This window comes from Methylopila henanensis (assembly GCF_042681025.1).
GTDB lineage: Bacteria > Pseudomonadota > Alphaproteobacteria > Rhizobiales > Methylopilaceae > Methylopila > Methylopila henanensis.
Map to the genome: position 1 here is coordinate 39,892 of NZ_JBHUER010000003.1, position 14,097 is coordinate 53,988.

At 71.5% G+C, this 14,097-nt stretch carries 12 protein-coding genes; 5 read left to right on the forward strand and 7 right to left on the reverse strand.

The window, feature by feature from the left end:
• Positions 1-54: 54 nt before the first annotated feature.
• Positions 55-1,110: an ELM1/GtrOC1 family putative glycosyltransferase gene (locus ACFSCV_RS04850; protein WP_378797552.1), complete on the reverse strand. Its 1,056-nt coding sequence runs from the start codon at positions 1,108-1,110 to the stop codon at positions 55-57.
• Between the two features lie 16 nt (positions 1,111-1,126).
• On the reverse strand, positions 1,127-2,428 hold the full coding sequence (locus ACFSCV_RS04855) for a hypothetical protein (RefSeq protein WP_378797554.1): 1,302 nt from the start codon (positions 2,426-2,428) through the stop codon (positions 1,127-1,129).
• Between the two features lie 252 nt (positions 2,429-2,680).
• On the opposite strand from ACFSCV_RS04855, the gene ACFSCV_RS04860 reads away from it, so the two are divergent.
• Entirely contained in the window at positions 2,681-3,604 is a 924-nt protein-coding gene (locus tag ACFSCV_RS04860) for an ELM1/GtrOC1 family putative glycosyltransferase (protein WP_378797556.1), read from the forward strand.
• A 7-nt stretch (positions 3,605-3,611) separates the two neighbouring features.
• Here the strand turns inward: ACFSCV_RS04860 and ACFSCV_RS04865 are convergent, their stop codons facing one another.
• Entirely contained in the window at positions 3,612-4,715 is a 1,104-nt protein-coding gene (locus tag ACFSCV_RS04865; RefSeq protein WP_378797558.1) for a polysaccharide pyruvyl transferase family protein, read from the reverse strand.
• Between the two features lie 225 nt (positions 4,716-4,940).
• Between ACFSCV_RS04865 and ACFSCV_RS04870 the strand changes: the two genes are divergently transcribed.
• Positions 4,941-5,969 (forward strand): glycosyltransferase, encoded by a 1,029-nt coding sequence (locus ACFSCV_RS04870; protein WP_271200769.1) that lies wholly within the window; start codon positions 4,941-4,943, stop codon positions 5,967-5,969.
• A gap of 115 nt (positions 5,970-6,084) precedes the next feature.
• Here the strand turns inward: ACFSCV_RS04870 and ACFSCV_RS04875 are convergent, their stop codons facing one another.
• Both ACFSCV_RS04875 and ACFSCV_RS04880 read right to left on the reverse strand, forming a co-directional pair.
• Positions 6,085-6,990, reverse strand: coding sequence for a glycosyltransferase family 2 protein (locus tag ACFSCV_RS04875; protein WP_378797561.1), 906 nt, complete (start codon positions 6,988-6,990; stop codon positions 6,085-6,087).
• A gap of 104 nt (positions 6,991-7,094) precedes the next feature.
• Positions 7,095-9,290, reverse strand: a complete 2,196-nt coding sequence (locus tag ACFSCV_RS04880; protein WP_378797563.1) for a TonB-dependent receptor — start codon at positions 9,288-9,290, stop codon at positions 7,095-7,097.
• A 232-nt stretch (positions 9,291-9,522) separates the two neighbouring features.
• Here ACFSCV_RS04880 and ACFSCV_RS04885 point away from each other — a divergent pair, with 232 nt between their 5' ends.
• A complete protein-coding gene (locus tag ACFSCV_RS04885) occupies positions 9,523-10,875 on the forward strand; it encodes a PQQ-dependent sugar dehydrogenase (protein ID WP_378797565.1) in 1,353 nt (450 codons plus the stop codon).
• A 19-nt stretch (positions 10,876-10,894) separates the two neighbouring features.
• On the opposite strand, the gene ACFSCV_RS04890 is transcribed toward ACFSCV_RS04885, so the two are convergent.
• Positions 10,895-11,476, reverse strand: coding sequence for a cation efflux transmembrane domain-containing protein (locus ACFSCV_RS04890; protein ID WP_378798068.1), 582 nt, complete (start codon positions 11,474-11,476; stop codon positions 10,895-10,897).
• A 208-nt stretch (positions 11,477-11,684) separates the two neighbouring features.
• Here ACFSCV_RS04890 and ACFSCV_RS04895 point away from each other — a divergent pair, with 208 nt between their 5' ends.
• Complete coding sequence (locus ACFSCV_RS04895) at positions 11,685-12,125, forward strand: MerR family transcriptional regulator (protein ID WP_378797567.1); 441 nt, start codon at positions 11,685-11,687, stop codon at positions 12,123-12,125.
• Positions 12,126-12,149: 24 nt separating this feature from the next.
• Here the strand turns inward: ACFSCV_RS04895 and ACFSCV_RS04900 are convergent, their stop codons facing one another.
• Positions 12,150-13,013 carry a DUF2189 domain-containing protein gene (locus tag ACFSCV_RS04900; protein WP_378797569.1) on the reverse strand — a complete coding sequence of 288 codons (864 nt, stop codon included), beginning with the start codon at positions 13,011-13,013 and terminating at the stop codon, positions 12,150-12,152.
• A 224-nt stretch (positions 13,014-13,237) separates the two neighbouring features.
• Here ACFSCV_RS04900 and ACFSCV_RS04905 point away from each other — a divergent pair, with 224 nt between their 5' ends.
• A complete protein-coding gene (locus ACFSCV_RS04905) occupies positions 13,238-14,011 on the forward strand; it encodes an SDR family NAD(P)-dependent oxidoreductase (RefSeq protein ID WP_378798070.1) in 774 nt (257 codons plus the stop codon).
• The last annotated feature ends 86 nt before the right edge of the window (positions 14,012-14,097 follow it).

Genomic DNA, 14,097 nt, shown 5'->3' on the forward strand with positions numbered 1-14,097 from the left:
GAGGCGAAAGCCGCCGCGGGTCGAGCAGCGGGGTAGACCTTATCCGCGCCGGCCTCAAGCCGGCCGTTGCGCCGGGACCAGCGCGCGGGCCCTGCGCGCGGCCTCGTCGAGCTCCGCCGCGGCCCGTTCCCTTGCGGCGGATCCGCCGTCGAGCAGGCCCTCGCTCCGGAGCCGCGCGGCGTAGCGGTCGAGGTCGCGGATGGAGGTGATCGTCCCGCGCGCGACCAGCGCGTCGAAGGCGGACCGCGTCGGGGGCGTGAGCCCTGCCAGCCGCCGCAGCAGCCTCACGCGGTTTTGCGCGGCGCTCGGCCGCTGCGGCAGTGGGTGCAGCGCCACCGGCGCGCCGGTCATGGCGGCCTCGGCCGTCATCGCGGCGCTGTCGTCGGTGACGATGATCGCGTCCGCCGCGGCGAGGAACGCCCTGTAGAAGTTCGGCTCCTCGCCGAAGACCGAGAGCCGCGTCGGCGCGGAAGCGTCCGCGAGCGCGTCCCGGATCGCCGCGACGGCCTCGGGACGCGTGCGCGGCGAGGTCGCGAGCAGCAGCGAGCCGCCTTCGCGCCCGACCCTGGCCAGAGCCGCGCGGGCAAGCGCCGTCGCCGCGTCAACGTCGAGAACGCGCGGAGGGCTGTCGCCGCCGACGATCGCAAGCAGCCGCGGACGGGGCAGGGCGGCGATGTCGGGCGGAACCGCCGCCGCCTCGTCGCGCCAGCCCGAAAGCGGAAAGGCGTTCTCCAGCACGTTGGGGCGCGGGGGCAGACCGTATTGCGCGGTCGTCACGACGAGGTCGAACCAGGGCAGCGGCGCCCACGGACGCCCGACATGGACGAGGCGGGCGCGGCCGCCGGACTGCGCCCGGATCCAGAGCGCGGCGTGCGCCGACCAGCGTCCGGCCGCGACGACGAGGTCCGGCCAGGGCGGCGCGAGGCTCGCCCGCGACGCCGCGTCGAGGGCCGCGATCGAGCCCTCCGGCCGCGCCGCCCGCTTCCGGAGATCGGAGAAGACGAGCGGCTTGGTCGCGAAGGGCAGGCCGGTCGCCTCGGCCAGCGCGAGGACCTGCCGGTTGTCGCCGGCGCGCCGGCCGGTGAGCGCCCAGAGCGTCAGCGCCGCCATGCGCGCTCTCCCGGCCTCAGGCCGCGCGGGACGCGGTCGCGCCGCCCCTGAACGTCTTCGCGGAGCCGGCGCCGGTGACGGCGAGGCTCCAGAGCCGGTCCGGCGCGCGGGCCGAGGCGAGTTCGAGCTGCAGCCGCCACCATTCCGGCGGCAGCGCCGCCGCGGTTCCGATGCGCGCCGGGTCGAGCTTCAGGCTGACGGCGAGGAAGCCGCCGCCCGCGTCGAACAGCGCGTCGAGCGCCCAGGCCACGTCCTCCTCGGGCAGGCCCGACAGGCCGCCGACGCACAGGACGCCGTCGGCGCGCCGGTTGGCGCCCGCGCGCAAGGTCTCGTCGAGCCGCGCCGCCGAGACGCTCGCGCCGCGGATGTCCGGCTGCGCGTCGCCCTCGGGCGAGACGACGAGGACGCTCGCCGCGCCGGCCGCCTGCGCGAGCTTGCGGGCGTCCTGCGCCGCACGCGCCGCGTCGGCGCGCGGCGCCTGGCCGAGGGCCGCGAGCGCCGCGGCGAAGCCCCGGCTCGGCCGCTCGCGGGTGAAGCCGTTAAAGCGGGCGTCGTTGGAGGAGCGTTCGAGCGCGAACCAGCACTCGCCTTCGGGGTGGTCCTCGTAGAACAGCTGGTCGGGGAACGGCCGCCAGGGCTGGGTGCGCAGCGTGGTGAAGTGGAAGCACTTCGCCACGTCGGGGCCGTACTCGGTGTCGCGCGCGTTCCAGACGCCGGGGAGCTCGCCCCACAGGTCCTCGCGCGCGATGATGTCGAGGAAGTGCTTGCGCTTCAGCGGCGTCCGCGCCTCCTCGATGCGCCAGTGCGGCGCCATGCGGGCGCAGTCGAGCAGCGAGACCGAGGTCTCGTCCTTCTGCACGCAGAGGATGCCCGCGCCCTTCATGTCGAGGTCGAACATCTCGGCCGGGTCGGCGAGGTAGATCTGGTCGACGTCGTTGTAGATCGCGCGGCCCTGTTCGCCGGCGAGCGCCGGAATGGCGTAGCGGTAGTTGGTGAAGCCGGTGGTCCAGCCGTTGCGGTCGAAGCCCTTGAGGTCCTTCATCAGATGGATCTCGTAGGCGCGGGCCGGGTCGCGGCGCCGAACGACGGACCAGATGAACACGCGCTCCGCCCGCGCCTGCATCGGCTCGGTGCCGAGGAAGATGCGCACCGGCGGCTTCGGGCTCGGCGTCACGCCCGGCTCGGGATCGAGCCGCACCACCTCCGGCGCGTCGCGGTGGCCGGCGGGACGGGGCTTGTCCTTCCGGAACCAGTATTTGGGATGGCGATGATACCAGCGCGTCTTGAACTTGACGCGCGTGTCGGAAGTCTTGGCCACGGCGGACTTTCGTCTCTTTGTAACGCTTCTGAAATGAGCGCGATCCTATCGTTCGCGGAACCTACGCCGCGGCCTCGGGCGAGGGCAAGGCCGCGCGGCCGCCTCCATTTCGCCGCGAGGTCGCGCCAAAAGCGCTAAAGACGCAGCGGCGCCGGCGCGTCCTTAGCGTTGTCGCGGCCCGCGCCCGCGCTCGGAGCAGTCCCCAGTTCGCGTATGAAGACCCTGATCGTAAGCGCCGCGAAGGCCGGCCACGTGAATCAATGCCTCGCCTTCTGCGAACGCGCCGGCTGGCGCGCGGACCAGATCGTCCAGATCGTGTCGCCCGGCCGTATGACGCCGCCGCTCAAGCGGATCGGGCTCAAGCTGAGGCGCCGGATCGACACATGGCGCGCTACGCCGGCGGCCCGCGAGGCGGGCCCGCTGCGCATCGTCGCCAGCGGCGCCGCCGCCGAGCGCGTCGTCGCGGCCTACCGTTCGCTCTACGGCGAGCATCTGTTCGCCGCGTTCAGCGGGCGGCCGTCATGGAGCGCGCCGATCTTCGACGTGGCGCTGGTGCCGCGGCACTCGCTGAAGCCCGGCGAACAGGAAAGCGGGTTCGGCCTTCCGGCCGCGAAGCGCTCGATCCTGCGGCGCGGCGTTCCCGTGCGGCGCGCCCCGGCCTCCTCGGACGCGCCGCAGGGCGTCTTCGCCATGATCGGAGGCGTCAACAAGGCGTTCGAGATCGATCCGGACCGGATCGTGGCCCAGATCGAACGCCTGTTGGAGAACGGGGCGCCGCCGCCGTTCACCGTCGCGTTCTCGCGTCGCACGCCGGCCGGCGTGGAAAGCTGGTTGCGGGCGGCGCTCGGCGATCGGGTGTTCTTCGTCGACCGTCGCGACCGCGCGGGGTTCGAGACCGCGCTCGTCGGCGCCGCGGAATATGTCGTGACTCCCGATTCGCTGACGATGCTGTGCGAGGCCTGCGACACGGGCAAGCCGGTGCGCGTGTTCGATCTCGTCTGCTTCGACCCCGGGTCCACGACCGCGCGCTGCGTCCAGGATCTGCTCGACGGCGGCGAGGTGGCGCTCGCTCCGGATGGCGAGCCGACCCCGCCGCCGGCCGGGTGTTTCGAGGCCTCGGGGGCCGCCGTCGAAATCTACGAGCAGTGGGAGGCGCGGCGGCTCCAGCAGGCCTGACGCGGGGTCACCCGAACAGGCGGCGCAGGAACGAGCGCTTCTTCGGCTTCGCGCCGGTCCAGGCCGCCTCCTGCGCGCGGCGCTTGGCGACGTTGCGGGCGTCAGCCTCGGCGAGGTCCGGCCGGGCCTCGACGTCGCGCCGGAGCCGGGCGACTTCCGCCGCCTCGTCGGAGTCGTCGCCACGGCCCAGAATGTCGAAGTGCTGGAGGTCGCGCGCCTCCGCGAGGCGGTCGAAGGCGGCCTCATAGGCCGCGCGGCGCTCCCCGACGCGCGCCAGCGCGTCCCGCAGCGCGTCGTAGCCGTCGACCATCGGCAGGTCGCCGCCGAGCGTCTCGAGCAGGCCTTCGCCCTTCCACGTCCGGCCGCGCAGCGCGACGAAGGGCGTCCGGGCGAGGCCGGCGAGATAGAGCCCGTGGTGCCGGCTCGACGCCACGGCGCGGGCCGCGGCGAGCGTCGCGACCGCGCCCGGCCAGACATCGAGGCCGCCGCGCTCGCCGTGGACCTGGAACAACGCGACCGAGGGGCCGAGGTCGTCCGACCGCATCAGCCGCATGGAGGCCGCGCCCGCGCCGGGATCGTTCTTCGCGGTCCAGTCGGTGACGACCGTCTTGCCGGCGAGGTCGCTTCCCTCTCCCGCGAAGCGCGCCGCGACCACCGAATCGAAGGTCTGCACGCAGCGCACGCCGAGCGTGGCCATATAGGCGGCCGAGCGCGTCTCGCGCACGCTGAGGCGGTCGAAGGCGTCGAGCAGGGCGGGCTCGAGCGGCACCTCCTCCAGCAGGCAGTTGACGAGCAGGGTGGCCTTGCCGCGCCGCTTCGCGACGTGAAGCGCCGCCACCAGCGCGAGGCCGGAGCCGTGATGGATCGTGCCCTCGCCGTTGACGACGACGGCCTCGACCTCTTCCAGCGCGGCCATGAAGCGCTCGTTCCGCTCCATGGCCGCGACCAGGTCCTCGAAGCGGTCGACGCCGTCGATGCGGATCTCGTTCACGAAGAACCGCGCCGTCACGGCGTGGCCGAGGCGGCCCAGCATGCGGGCGTGCGCGTCGGACACCGCGCGGCAGCCCACATGGGCCTTGGTGGCGGTGTCGTTGCACAGCATGACCTTCATGCGGGGCGGTCTCCGTTTGCGGGCGGGCGCTCATAGCACGCGAAGCGGGGAACGCGCGCGGCCGCTCGCTTGTGCTCCCCACAACCGCCATGATATCGCGGCAGATGAGAGGCGGACCGGCAGGGCGACGATCCGCCGGGGCCGCAGAGCGGGCGCCGTACGGCCGAGGCCGCGCGTGCTTCACGCCCGCGCCGGCGCCCTGGGCGCCCAGGTGAGGATGCCGCCATGACGACGACCGACAGCACGATACCGCCCGTCACCTTCATCATCGAATGGGAGAACGCCATCGACGTGGAGGACGAGTGGGCCAAGAAGGCCATGTCCTCGTTCCAGAACGAGCTGGAGACCAACCAGCACCGCATGGCCGCCAAGCCGCGGATCATGTACCTCTACGACGACGGCGCGGTTCAGGCCTCGACCATCCAGGGCGTGATCGACGAGGTCGCCCCGAAGCTCAAGGACCTCGCGACGCTGGAGATCGTGCCGGCGCCGGGCATGACCTATTACAAGCTGAAGAATTTCGGCGTTTCCCGCACCGACACCGAGCTCGTCGTCATGCTCGACAGCGACGCCGGCCCGCAGCCGGGCTGGCTCGAGAACCTGCTGAAGCCGTTCGCCGATCCGGAGATCATGGCGGTCGGCGGCTTCACCGTGCTCGGCCATGAGGACCTGCTGTCCAAGACCATGGCGCTAAGCTGGATCTTCAACCTGCCGAGCGAGCGGACCAAGACCGAGAAGCGCAAGAAGATCCACGCCAACAATTGCGCCTTCCGCACCGAGTTCTTCCGCCGCAACCCGTTCCCGGACCTGCCCGGCGCGTTCAAGAAGCAGTGCGGCTTCTGGCTCAGGGACATCGAGGCGCGCGGCTACAAATATGTCCGCACCGCCGACGCCATGACGGTGCACGCGCCGCATCCCGGCTACAAGTTCCTGGCCTGGCGCGCCTGGACCACCGGCATGGACCGCGACTTCCAGGCGTTCCACACCGTCACCCAGTCCCGCCTCGGCCGGCTCGGCTACAGCTTCAAGTTCTTCGCGAGCAAGCTGTCGCGCTCGTGGAGCCGCATCCTCTCCAAGGGCGACGAGGTCGACCTGCCGGTGTGGCAGCGCCCGATCGCGATGGCGCTGTCCTTCGCCTACTTCTTCACCGCGCTGCTGGGCGAGCTTTCGAGCGCCGCGACCCGCAGCTTCGGCCCGCTGCCGAAGACCGGCAACAACGAACCCCCGCGCGCGATCGCCCACGGGCACGGCTGAGGGCCGCTTACCGCGCGTCGTCCTCCGGCTCGACCGGAGGATCCGCCTCCAGCGGCGAGATGGCTGGTCCGGTCAAGCCGGACCATGACCGCGTTCCGGCGCCTAGGGGTGAAGATCAGCCCTTGCGGGAGCGTTCGCGTTTCCGCCGCACGATCTCGCCGACGCCCTCGGCCACGAGGCCCGCGAGCCGGCCGGCTCCGAACTCGGAGCTGAAGCGGCGGGCGTCGGCGACGGCGGCTCCGATCCGCCCCTTGCCCGCGAGCCGCAGGAAGTGGCGGGCGAGGTCGCGGGCGAGCCCGACGCGGTGCGCGGGCGCGCCGAGATAGTCCGGATGCCGGCGGCAGAGGTCGATCGTCGCCGCCATGAAGGTGTCGGCCTTGGCCGAGATCGCGTCAGTCGACCATTCCTTGGTCCAGAGCACCGCGTCGGTCGAGGCGCAGCGCGCGGTCTTCACGAGCCGCAGCATCAGGTCGAAATCCTGCCGGCGCTTCAGCGCCTCGTCGAACAGCCCGGCGCGGACGATCGCCTCCTTGCGCAGGCTGATCGATGGCGTCGCCTTGAACATCCGGCGGGCGAAGATCGCGGTCTCGACCGCGGCGCTGTCGTCGAGCACGGGATTGGTCCGCAGCGCCTTCGGCTTGCCGGTCTCGGGCGGATAGACCAGCTCGAAGCTGTCGATCAGCACGTCCACGTCCGGCCGCCGGGCGAAATAGTCCGCGACGTAGGCGAGCTTGCCCGGAAGGAAGCGGTCGTCGCTGTCGATGAAGGCGATGAGGGGAGCTTGCGCCTCGCGCACGCCGCGGTTGCGCGCCGCGTTGCCGCCGCGGTTCTCCGGCTGCCGCAGCAGGCGCACGCGCGGGTCGGCGAAGGCCTCGACGGCGGCGGCGGTGCCGTCCGACGAGCCGTCGTCGACGACCAGCAGCTCGAAATCGACGAAGGTCTGCGCCAGCACGCTGTCCACCGCCCGGCGCACGACGCGTTCGCGATTGTAGACCGGCATCACGACCGAGATCGATGGCACGCGCGCCTCTCCGCTGGGATCGGCCGCCCCCTGGGCGGCGCGGCGCGCGAGACTTTTCCCGCCGGAGCCGGAAAGTCAAACGCGCGCCGCGCGTGAGGCTCGGCTCAGAAGCCGACCTTCACGAAGGCCCGGACGGCGGCGCCCGGCAGCAGGATCTCGTCCTTCTTGAATGAAGCCGAGTTGCGGATGCGGTCGTCGAGCAGGTTGTCGCCGATCACGCCGACGGTCAGCGTGTCGATCCGCGCCGTCGCGCGGTCGAACGCGCGGGTGTAGCTGAACTCGGCCTTGAGGTTGTCGTAGCCGGGCGTGCGGGTCTCGAGCTCGCCGGTCCTGTTCTGCGCGAAGGCGTGCAGCAGGCCGACGCGGGCGAAGAAGCCGTCCGTGCTGCGCCAGAACACGCCGCCGCCGAGCCGGTGCGGCGGAATGCGCGGGACGTTGGCGCCGTCGGTGAATTTCGCGCGGGTGAAGTCGTACTGCCCCTCGACGCCGAAGGTGTGCCGGCCGACCGTGACCGCGTCGAACTGCGCCGCGAGCTCCACGCCGTAGAACCTCGCGTTCTTCTGCGAATAGACGCTCTGCTCGAACTCGTCCTCCTCGCCGCAGCTTTCGAACTCGTGGCCGCAGCCGACGCCGGTCAGCCGTCGGTAGATGAAGCCGTCGAACCAGGTGTGGTAGGCGCTGGCGTCGATCCTGAGCGCGCCTTCGGACCGCCGCAGGCCGATCTCGAGCGATTTCGCCTTCTCGAGCTTCAGGTTCGGATCGCCGATCTCGAACAGGCCGGCGGCGTGGTGGGCGCCGCGCGAGAACAGTTCGAGCCCGCTCGGCGCGCGCTCGACATACTGGCCGGTCAGGCTCGCCACGAAGCCTTGCGGAAGGTCCTGCAGCAGCCCGACGCTGCCGCTGACGGGCGTGAACTTGCGCTTGCGTCCGCGGTCGACCGGATCGGACCCGTCGGGCGTGAGGCCGGGATAGGTCGTCGCCGTGCCGTCGACGCTCGCATGCTCGATGCGGCCCGCGGCCTGCAGCTTGAGGCCCTGTCCGAAATCGATCTGCTCGAACACATAGGCCGCGATCGTCCGCGTGTCGGTCGGCGCGATCAGGCTCTCGCCCTCGCCGGAGGTCTTCAGCTTGCCGCGGCCGGCCTGCACGCCGAAGGCGCCGGTGAGGCCGCCGAAGGACAGCGCGACGGGCGCGTGCTGGAGCTCCAGACGGGCCTCGGCCTCGCGGTTCCTGAAGACGCCGTGGACCGTGTCCCGACCGACCTCCTCGTGCTCATGATCATGGTCGTGGTCGTGATCATGGTCGTGGTCGTCGTGCCCGTGCTCCTCGTGCTCCAGCCCGAGCTCGCGGTGCTTGTAGCGCGAGGCGTTGACCCAGAAGCGGACCGCCTCGAACGGGCCGGCTGCGAAACGGTATTCGCCCTGCGCCTGGATCTTGTCCTGCTCCGGATCGAGCCTCGAGTTCAGCTCCGCCGACTCGCCGCCGGGGATGTGGTAGCGGCTGTCGTAGCGGCTGTAGGCCAGCCCGACATAGCCCTGCTCGAACGCCTTCGAGAAGCCGACGGCGCCGCCGGTCGAACGCGCCTGCGAGTTGGCCTGGCGGCCGTCGGGCGTGTCGTAGTTCTCCGACCGGGTGGCGAAGCCGTCGGCGTGGAACAGGAAGCCGTTGTGGCCGGCGTCGATCCGCGCGGCGGTCGAGCGGCCGCGATCGACCGAAGACAGGCCGGCGATCGCCTCCGCGGAGTAGCCGCCCGGCGGCTCGAACTGCGGAATCCGGCTGTTGGTCGCGCTGACCACGCCGCCGATCGCGGACGAGCCGTAGCGCAGGGTCGCGGGGCCGCGGATGACCTCGATCCGGTCGGCGCCGAGCGGATTGAACGGCACGGCGTGATCCTCGCCGAGCGCCGAGACGTCATGGACGCCGAGCCCGTTCTCGATGATCCGCACGCGCGGCCCTTCGAGGCCGCGGATGATCGGCCGGTCGGCCCCGGGCGCGAAGGTGGAGCCGGACAGGCCCGGCCTGTCGCGCAGCGCCTCGCCGAGCGTCGCCGGCTGGCGGCGGACGATCTCGTCGCGCGGAACAACGGTGACCGGCGCGAACACGTCCGTCGCCACCGGCAGCACGCCCACGGGCCATGTCCGGCCGCCCGCCGCCGCGGCGCGCTCGTCGCGCAGGATCGGGCTCGCCGCCGTCACGTTGAGTTCCGGCAGTTCTATCGTCTGCGCCGTGGCCCCGCCGGCCGAAACCCCCGCCGCCGCGGCAAGCCCGATCGCGGCGTGTCGCCCCCTCGTCCAGTTCATTTTCGGTACGCTCCATGAAATAACGTTATAACATTACATATCGTAGCGCCGCAGGTCACCCGGCTCCGGGGCGCCGCGGACCGCGTAAATCCGCGGCGTGTCGTCGCCGCCACAGCGCCTTTCGCCGGCCGGCGTCGCGCGGCTTCAGGAACCGGGGCGGACGTGCGACGTTCGATGGACAACGGAGCGCGTCCGGCAGGCGGACGCGTGAAACAGGGCGTTTTTGTCCGTTATGACCTTGTCCAGAAAGCTGCTGCTGCTCTCCGCCGTCAGCCTTCCGCTCGCCGCTTGCGGCGAGCAGGCGACGGTGCCGATCGAGAAGACCTACGGCCCGAACCCGGTTCTCGTGGAGCCGAAAACGAGCTGGGTCCCGACCGTCAACGTCGCCGACGCCAAGGGATGGGCGGCCGGCCAGACGCCGAAGGCGGCCCCCGGCTTCGCGGTCGCCGCCTTCGCGGAAGGGCTCGACCATCCGCGCTGGCTCTATCTGCTGCCGAACGGCGACGTGCTGGCGGCGGAGTCCAACGCGCCGCCCAAGGACGAGAGCGCCGGCCAGAAGAGCATCTTCGCCCGCGCCAAGGACTGGGTGGCGGGGCTCGTCAAGGATCAGGCGGGCGCGGGCGTCGAAAGCCCGAACAAGATCGTGCTGCTGCGCGACGCCGACGGCGACGGCAAGGCCGAGACCAAGACTGACTTCATGACCGGGCTGATGTCGCCCTTCGGCATGACGCTCGTCGGGGACCGGCTCTACGTCGCCAACGCCGACGCCGTGGTCGCGGTCCCCTACAAGGAGGGCGACACCAAGATCTCGGCGACGCCCGAGAAGGTGGTCGATCTTCCCGGCGGTCCGCTCAACCACCACTGGACCAAGAACGTCATCGCCTCGAAGGACGGCTCGAAGCTCTACGTCACGGTCGGCTCGAACTCAAACGTCGGCGAGAACGGCATGGAGCACGAGGTCAACCGCGCCGCGATCCTCGAGGTCGATCCGGTCGCGAAGACCTCGCGGCTGTTCGCCGGCGGGCTTCGCAACCCCAACGGTCTGGCGTGGCAGCCGGAGGGCGGGGCGCTTTGGACGGTGGTCAACGAGCGCGACGAGATCGGGTCCGATCTGGTGCCGGACTACATGACCTCGGTGCAGGACGGCGGCTTCTACGGCTGGCCCTATTCATGGTTCGGCCAGCATGTGGACGAGCGGGTGAAGCCGCCGCGGCCGGACCTCGTCGCCAAGGCGATCAAGCCGGACTACGCGCTCGGACCGCACACCGCCTCGCTCGGGCTGATGTTCTACGAGGGCGACCTGCTGCCGGCGAAGTACAGGAACGGCGCCTTTATCGGCCAGCACGGGTCGTGGAACCGCAAGCCGCCCTCGGGCTACCAGGTGCTGTTCGTGCCGTTCTCAGGCGGCAAGCCGTCCGGCGCGCCGGAGCCGGTGCTGACCGAGTTCATGAAGGACGGCGTCGCCTATGGCCGTCCGGTCGGCGTGATCGCCGACCGGACGGGGGCGCTGCTCGTCGCCGACGACGTCGGGAACACGGTCTGGCGCGTCACGCCGGGCGCGCAGACGGCCGCCGCGCGGCCCTGAGGCGTCAGGGCGCGGGCGCTCAGGCCGCCCGCGCCGCCCTCGTCTCGGCGAGCGCCTGCCGGCAGATCTGCCAGGCGCTCGTCAGGAACAGCGCCGCCATGCCGGCGGCGACGATCAGGTCGGGCCAGCCCGAGCCGGTCGCGAACACGAGGCCGGCCGCGCCCATGACCGCGACGTTGCCGATGGCGTCGTTGCGCGAGCACAGCCAGACCGAGCGGACGTTGGCGTCGCCGTCCTTGTAGCGGGCAAGCAGCCAGACGCTGGCGAGGTTGGCGGCGAGCGCCATCAGGCCGATCGCGCCCATGATCTCGGCCTCCGGAACCCCGACGACGAGCACCTTCCACGCGGTCGCGCCGAACACCCACAGCCCCATCGCGACGAGGCTGAGGCCCTTGGCGAGGGCCGCATAGGCGCGGGTGCGCACGGATGCCCCGATCACGGCGAGGCTGATGCCGTAGGTCACGCTGTCGGCGAGGAAGTCGAGCGCGTCGGCCTGCAGCGCCTGCGATCCGGCGAGCGCGCCGGCGAAGGTCTCGACCACGAACATGCCGCCGTTGAGCGCGATCACCGTCCAGAGCACGCGCTTGTAGGCGGGGTCCATGCCGTCGAAGACGACGTCGTGGCTGTGCGCGCAGCCGAACAGGCCGTGGTCGTGCTTCGCCTCGCTTCCGCAGCAGGCGTCGCCGTGACCATGGCCGTGCGCCTCGGCCTCGTGCTCGTGCTCGTGAGCGTGGGTGTGGGCCACTCGCTCCTCCTTTTGAATCGCCGGAGCCGACCCTAAATGCTCTAGCGACTGGAGGATCAAGCCCATGGCGAAGGCGGATGAGCATGTGACGATCGGGGCGCTCGCGAAGGCGACGGGCGTCAAGGTCCCGACGATCCGGTTCTACGAGGAGATTGGGCTCATTCCGGCGCCGCCGCGCACAAACTCCAACCGCAGACTGTATGGCCCGGCGGCGCGCTCGCGCCTCGGCTTCGTGCGCCACGCCCGCGATCTCGGCTTCGACCTGCCGGCGATCCGCGCCCTGCTCGCGTTGCAGGACCGCCCGGACGCGCCCTGCGCCGAGGCCGACGCAATCGCGCGGGAGCGGCTCGATGAGGTCGAGCGCAAGATCGCGGCGCTGGCGGCGCTGAAGGGCGAACTCGAGGCCATGGTGCGCTCCTGCGCCCATGGCCGGGTCGCCGACTGCCGCGTGATCGAGACGCTCGGCGACCACCACCTCTGCCGCGGCGAGCACCCGCGGGCGTGATCCGCCCGCGGGGCGCGCAGCCGGTCAGACCACCGCCCGGCGGTAGAGCCGCCAGGTCGCGTGGCCGAGCACGGGCATGACGACGATGAGCCCGAGCAGCGCCGGCAGACTGCCGAGCACGAGGCCGAGCGCGACGATCAGGCCCCAGGCCAGCATCGGGCCGGGGCTCGCCTGGAACGCGCGCAGCGAGGTCGCGACCGCCGTCCTCACCCTCACCTTGCGGTCGAGCAGCAGCGGGAACGACACCACGCTTGCAGCCAGCACGCCGAGCGCGAACACGAAGCCCGCGGAGCAGCCGAGCACGATCAGCCGCGCGCCCTCATAGGTGTGCAGCACGTCGTCGACGAACTGCGCGAACGAGGCCGGCAGGTCGGGCCCGAGCGTGATGGCGTAGATGACCCACGCGACCGCGAGCCAGAGCGCGAACACGCCGACGAGCAGCGCGCCGAGCGTCAGGATCGCGCCGGTCGAGGGCGAGGCGAACACGCGGGTCGCGTCGGCGAAGGACGGCTCCTCGCCGGCCTCGCGGCGGCGGCTCATCTCGTAGAGCCCGATCGCGAGGAACGGCCCCACCAGCGCGAAGCCGGCGGTGATGGGGAACAAGAGCGGCAGCAGCTCCATCCGGGTCGCGGCGTGGTAGAGCGCGAGGCCCGCGAGCGGATAGATCAGCCCGATGAACAGCACGTCGCTGCGGCAGGCGGCGAAATCGTCGAAGCCTTCCCTGAGCGCCGCGCCGAGGTCGCGGAAGCCGATCCGGCGCACCTGCGGCTCGACGGCGTCGTAGTCGGCCTCCGGCCGCGTCAGGGCGCGGCGGGCGGCGGCGATCGCCTGTCCTGAGCGGCCGAGGCCGTCGACGGTCCACTGGGCGGGATTGCGAATGTCAGACATGTCCGATCCTCCCGAACGGTTGCGTTCGAGGCGTCACGGAGCGCGTGGCCGCGACGATCGGAAATCGCGACTGCGGCGCGACGCTTCTTCCTGACGACGAGCCTACGCCGATCCGCGGCGAAGGCCAGCGCGTTCCGCGCGCGCCGCGGATGGCCGGCGTGGCGCGCCGCGTGGCGCTGCGCTATGTCGGGCTCTCGCCCGAAGACGAATGGAAGCGATCGCCCATGTCCTACGCCATGCTCGACCCGAAGACCCTGACCGTTCTCGTCACCGGCGCCACCTCCGGCTTCGGCGCCGCGCTGGCGCGCCGCTATGTGGCGGAGGGCGCGAAGGTGATCGCGGCCGGCCGCCGCCGGGAGCGGCTGGACGAGCTCAAGGCGGAGCTCGGCGACGGCCTGCACGTGGAGACGCTCGACGTGCGCGACCTCGCCGCGATCGAGGCCATGCTCGCAGGGCTGCCGGAGCCGTTCGCGGGCGTCAACGTGCTGATCGCCAACGCCGGCCTCGCGCTCGGCCTCGGGCCCGCGCAGGAGGTCGACATCGCCGACTGGCACACGATGATCGACACCAACGTCACGGGCCTCGTGAACACGGTGCGCGCGGCGCTGCCGGGCCTGATCGAACGCGGCGGCGGTCATGTGGTCACGGTGGGCTCGGTCGCGGGCGACTACCCCTATCCCGGCGGCAACGTCTACGCCGGCACCAAGGCCTTCGTGAAGCAGTTCGCCCTGTCGCTGCGTTCCGACGTGCAGGGCAAGAACGTGCGCGTCACCAACATCGAGCCCGGCATGGTCGAGACCGAGTTCTCGCTCGTGCGCTTCAAGGGCGACGACGGCAAGGCCGCGAGCGTCTACGACGGCATCGAAGGCATGACGGCGGACGACGTCGCGGAGACGATCTTCTGGTCGACCACGCTGCCGCGCCACGTCAACATCAACCGCCTGCAGATGATGCCGGTGCAGCAGGCGTTTTCGGCCTTCGACGTCAAGCGCGTCTGACCGCGCGCTGATGCGATCGTGACGGGACGCCCGAGGTTTACGCGTCCGGTGAAACGAAATCCTAGCCGTTCCGAGCGCGAGATGCC

Bases quoted from the DNA above. Each gene is read 5' to 3' on its own strand.
- ACFSCV_RS04870 (WP_271200769.1), top strand. From the start codon at position 4,941: ATGACGACGACCGACAGCACGATACCGCCCGTCACCTTCATCATCGAA.
- ACFSCV_RS04880 (WP_378797563.1), bottom strand. From the start codon at position 9,290: ATGAACTGGACGAGGGGGCGACACGCCGCGATCGGGCTTGCCGCGGCG.
- ACFSCV_RS04865 (WP_378797558.1), bottom strand. From the start codon at position 4,715: ATGAAGGTCATGCTGTGCAACGACACCGCCACCAAGGCCCATGTGGGC.
- ACFSCV_RS04895 (WP_378797567.1), top strand. From the start codon at position 11,685: ATGGCGAAGGCGGATGAGCATGTGACGATCGGGGCGCTCGCGAAGGCG.
- ACFSCV_RS04885 (WP_378797565.1), top strand. From the start codon at position 9,523: ATGACCTTGTCCAGAAAGCTGCTGCTGCTCTCCGCCGTCAGCCTTCCG.
- ACFSCV_RS04850 (WP_378797552.1), bottom strand. From the start codon at position 1,110: ATGGCGGCGCTGACGCTCTGGGCGCTCACCGGCCGGCGCGCCGGCGAC.
- ACFSCV_RS04900 (WP_378797569.1), bottom strand. From the start codon at position 13,013: ATGTCTGACATTCGCAATCCCGCCCAGTGGACCGTCGACGGCCTCGGC.
- ACFSCV_RS04905 (WP_378798070.1), top strand. From the start codon at position 13,238: ATGTCCTACGCCATGCTCGACCCGAAGACCCTGACCGTTCTCGTCACC.
- ACFSCV_RS04890 (WP_378798068.1), bottom strand. From the start codon at position 11,476: ATGGACCCCGCCTACAAGCGCGTGCTCTGGACGGTGATCGCGCTCAAC.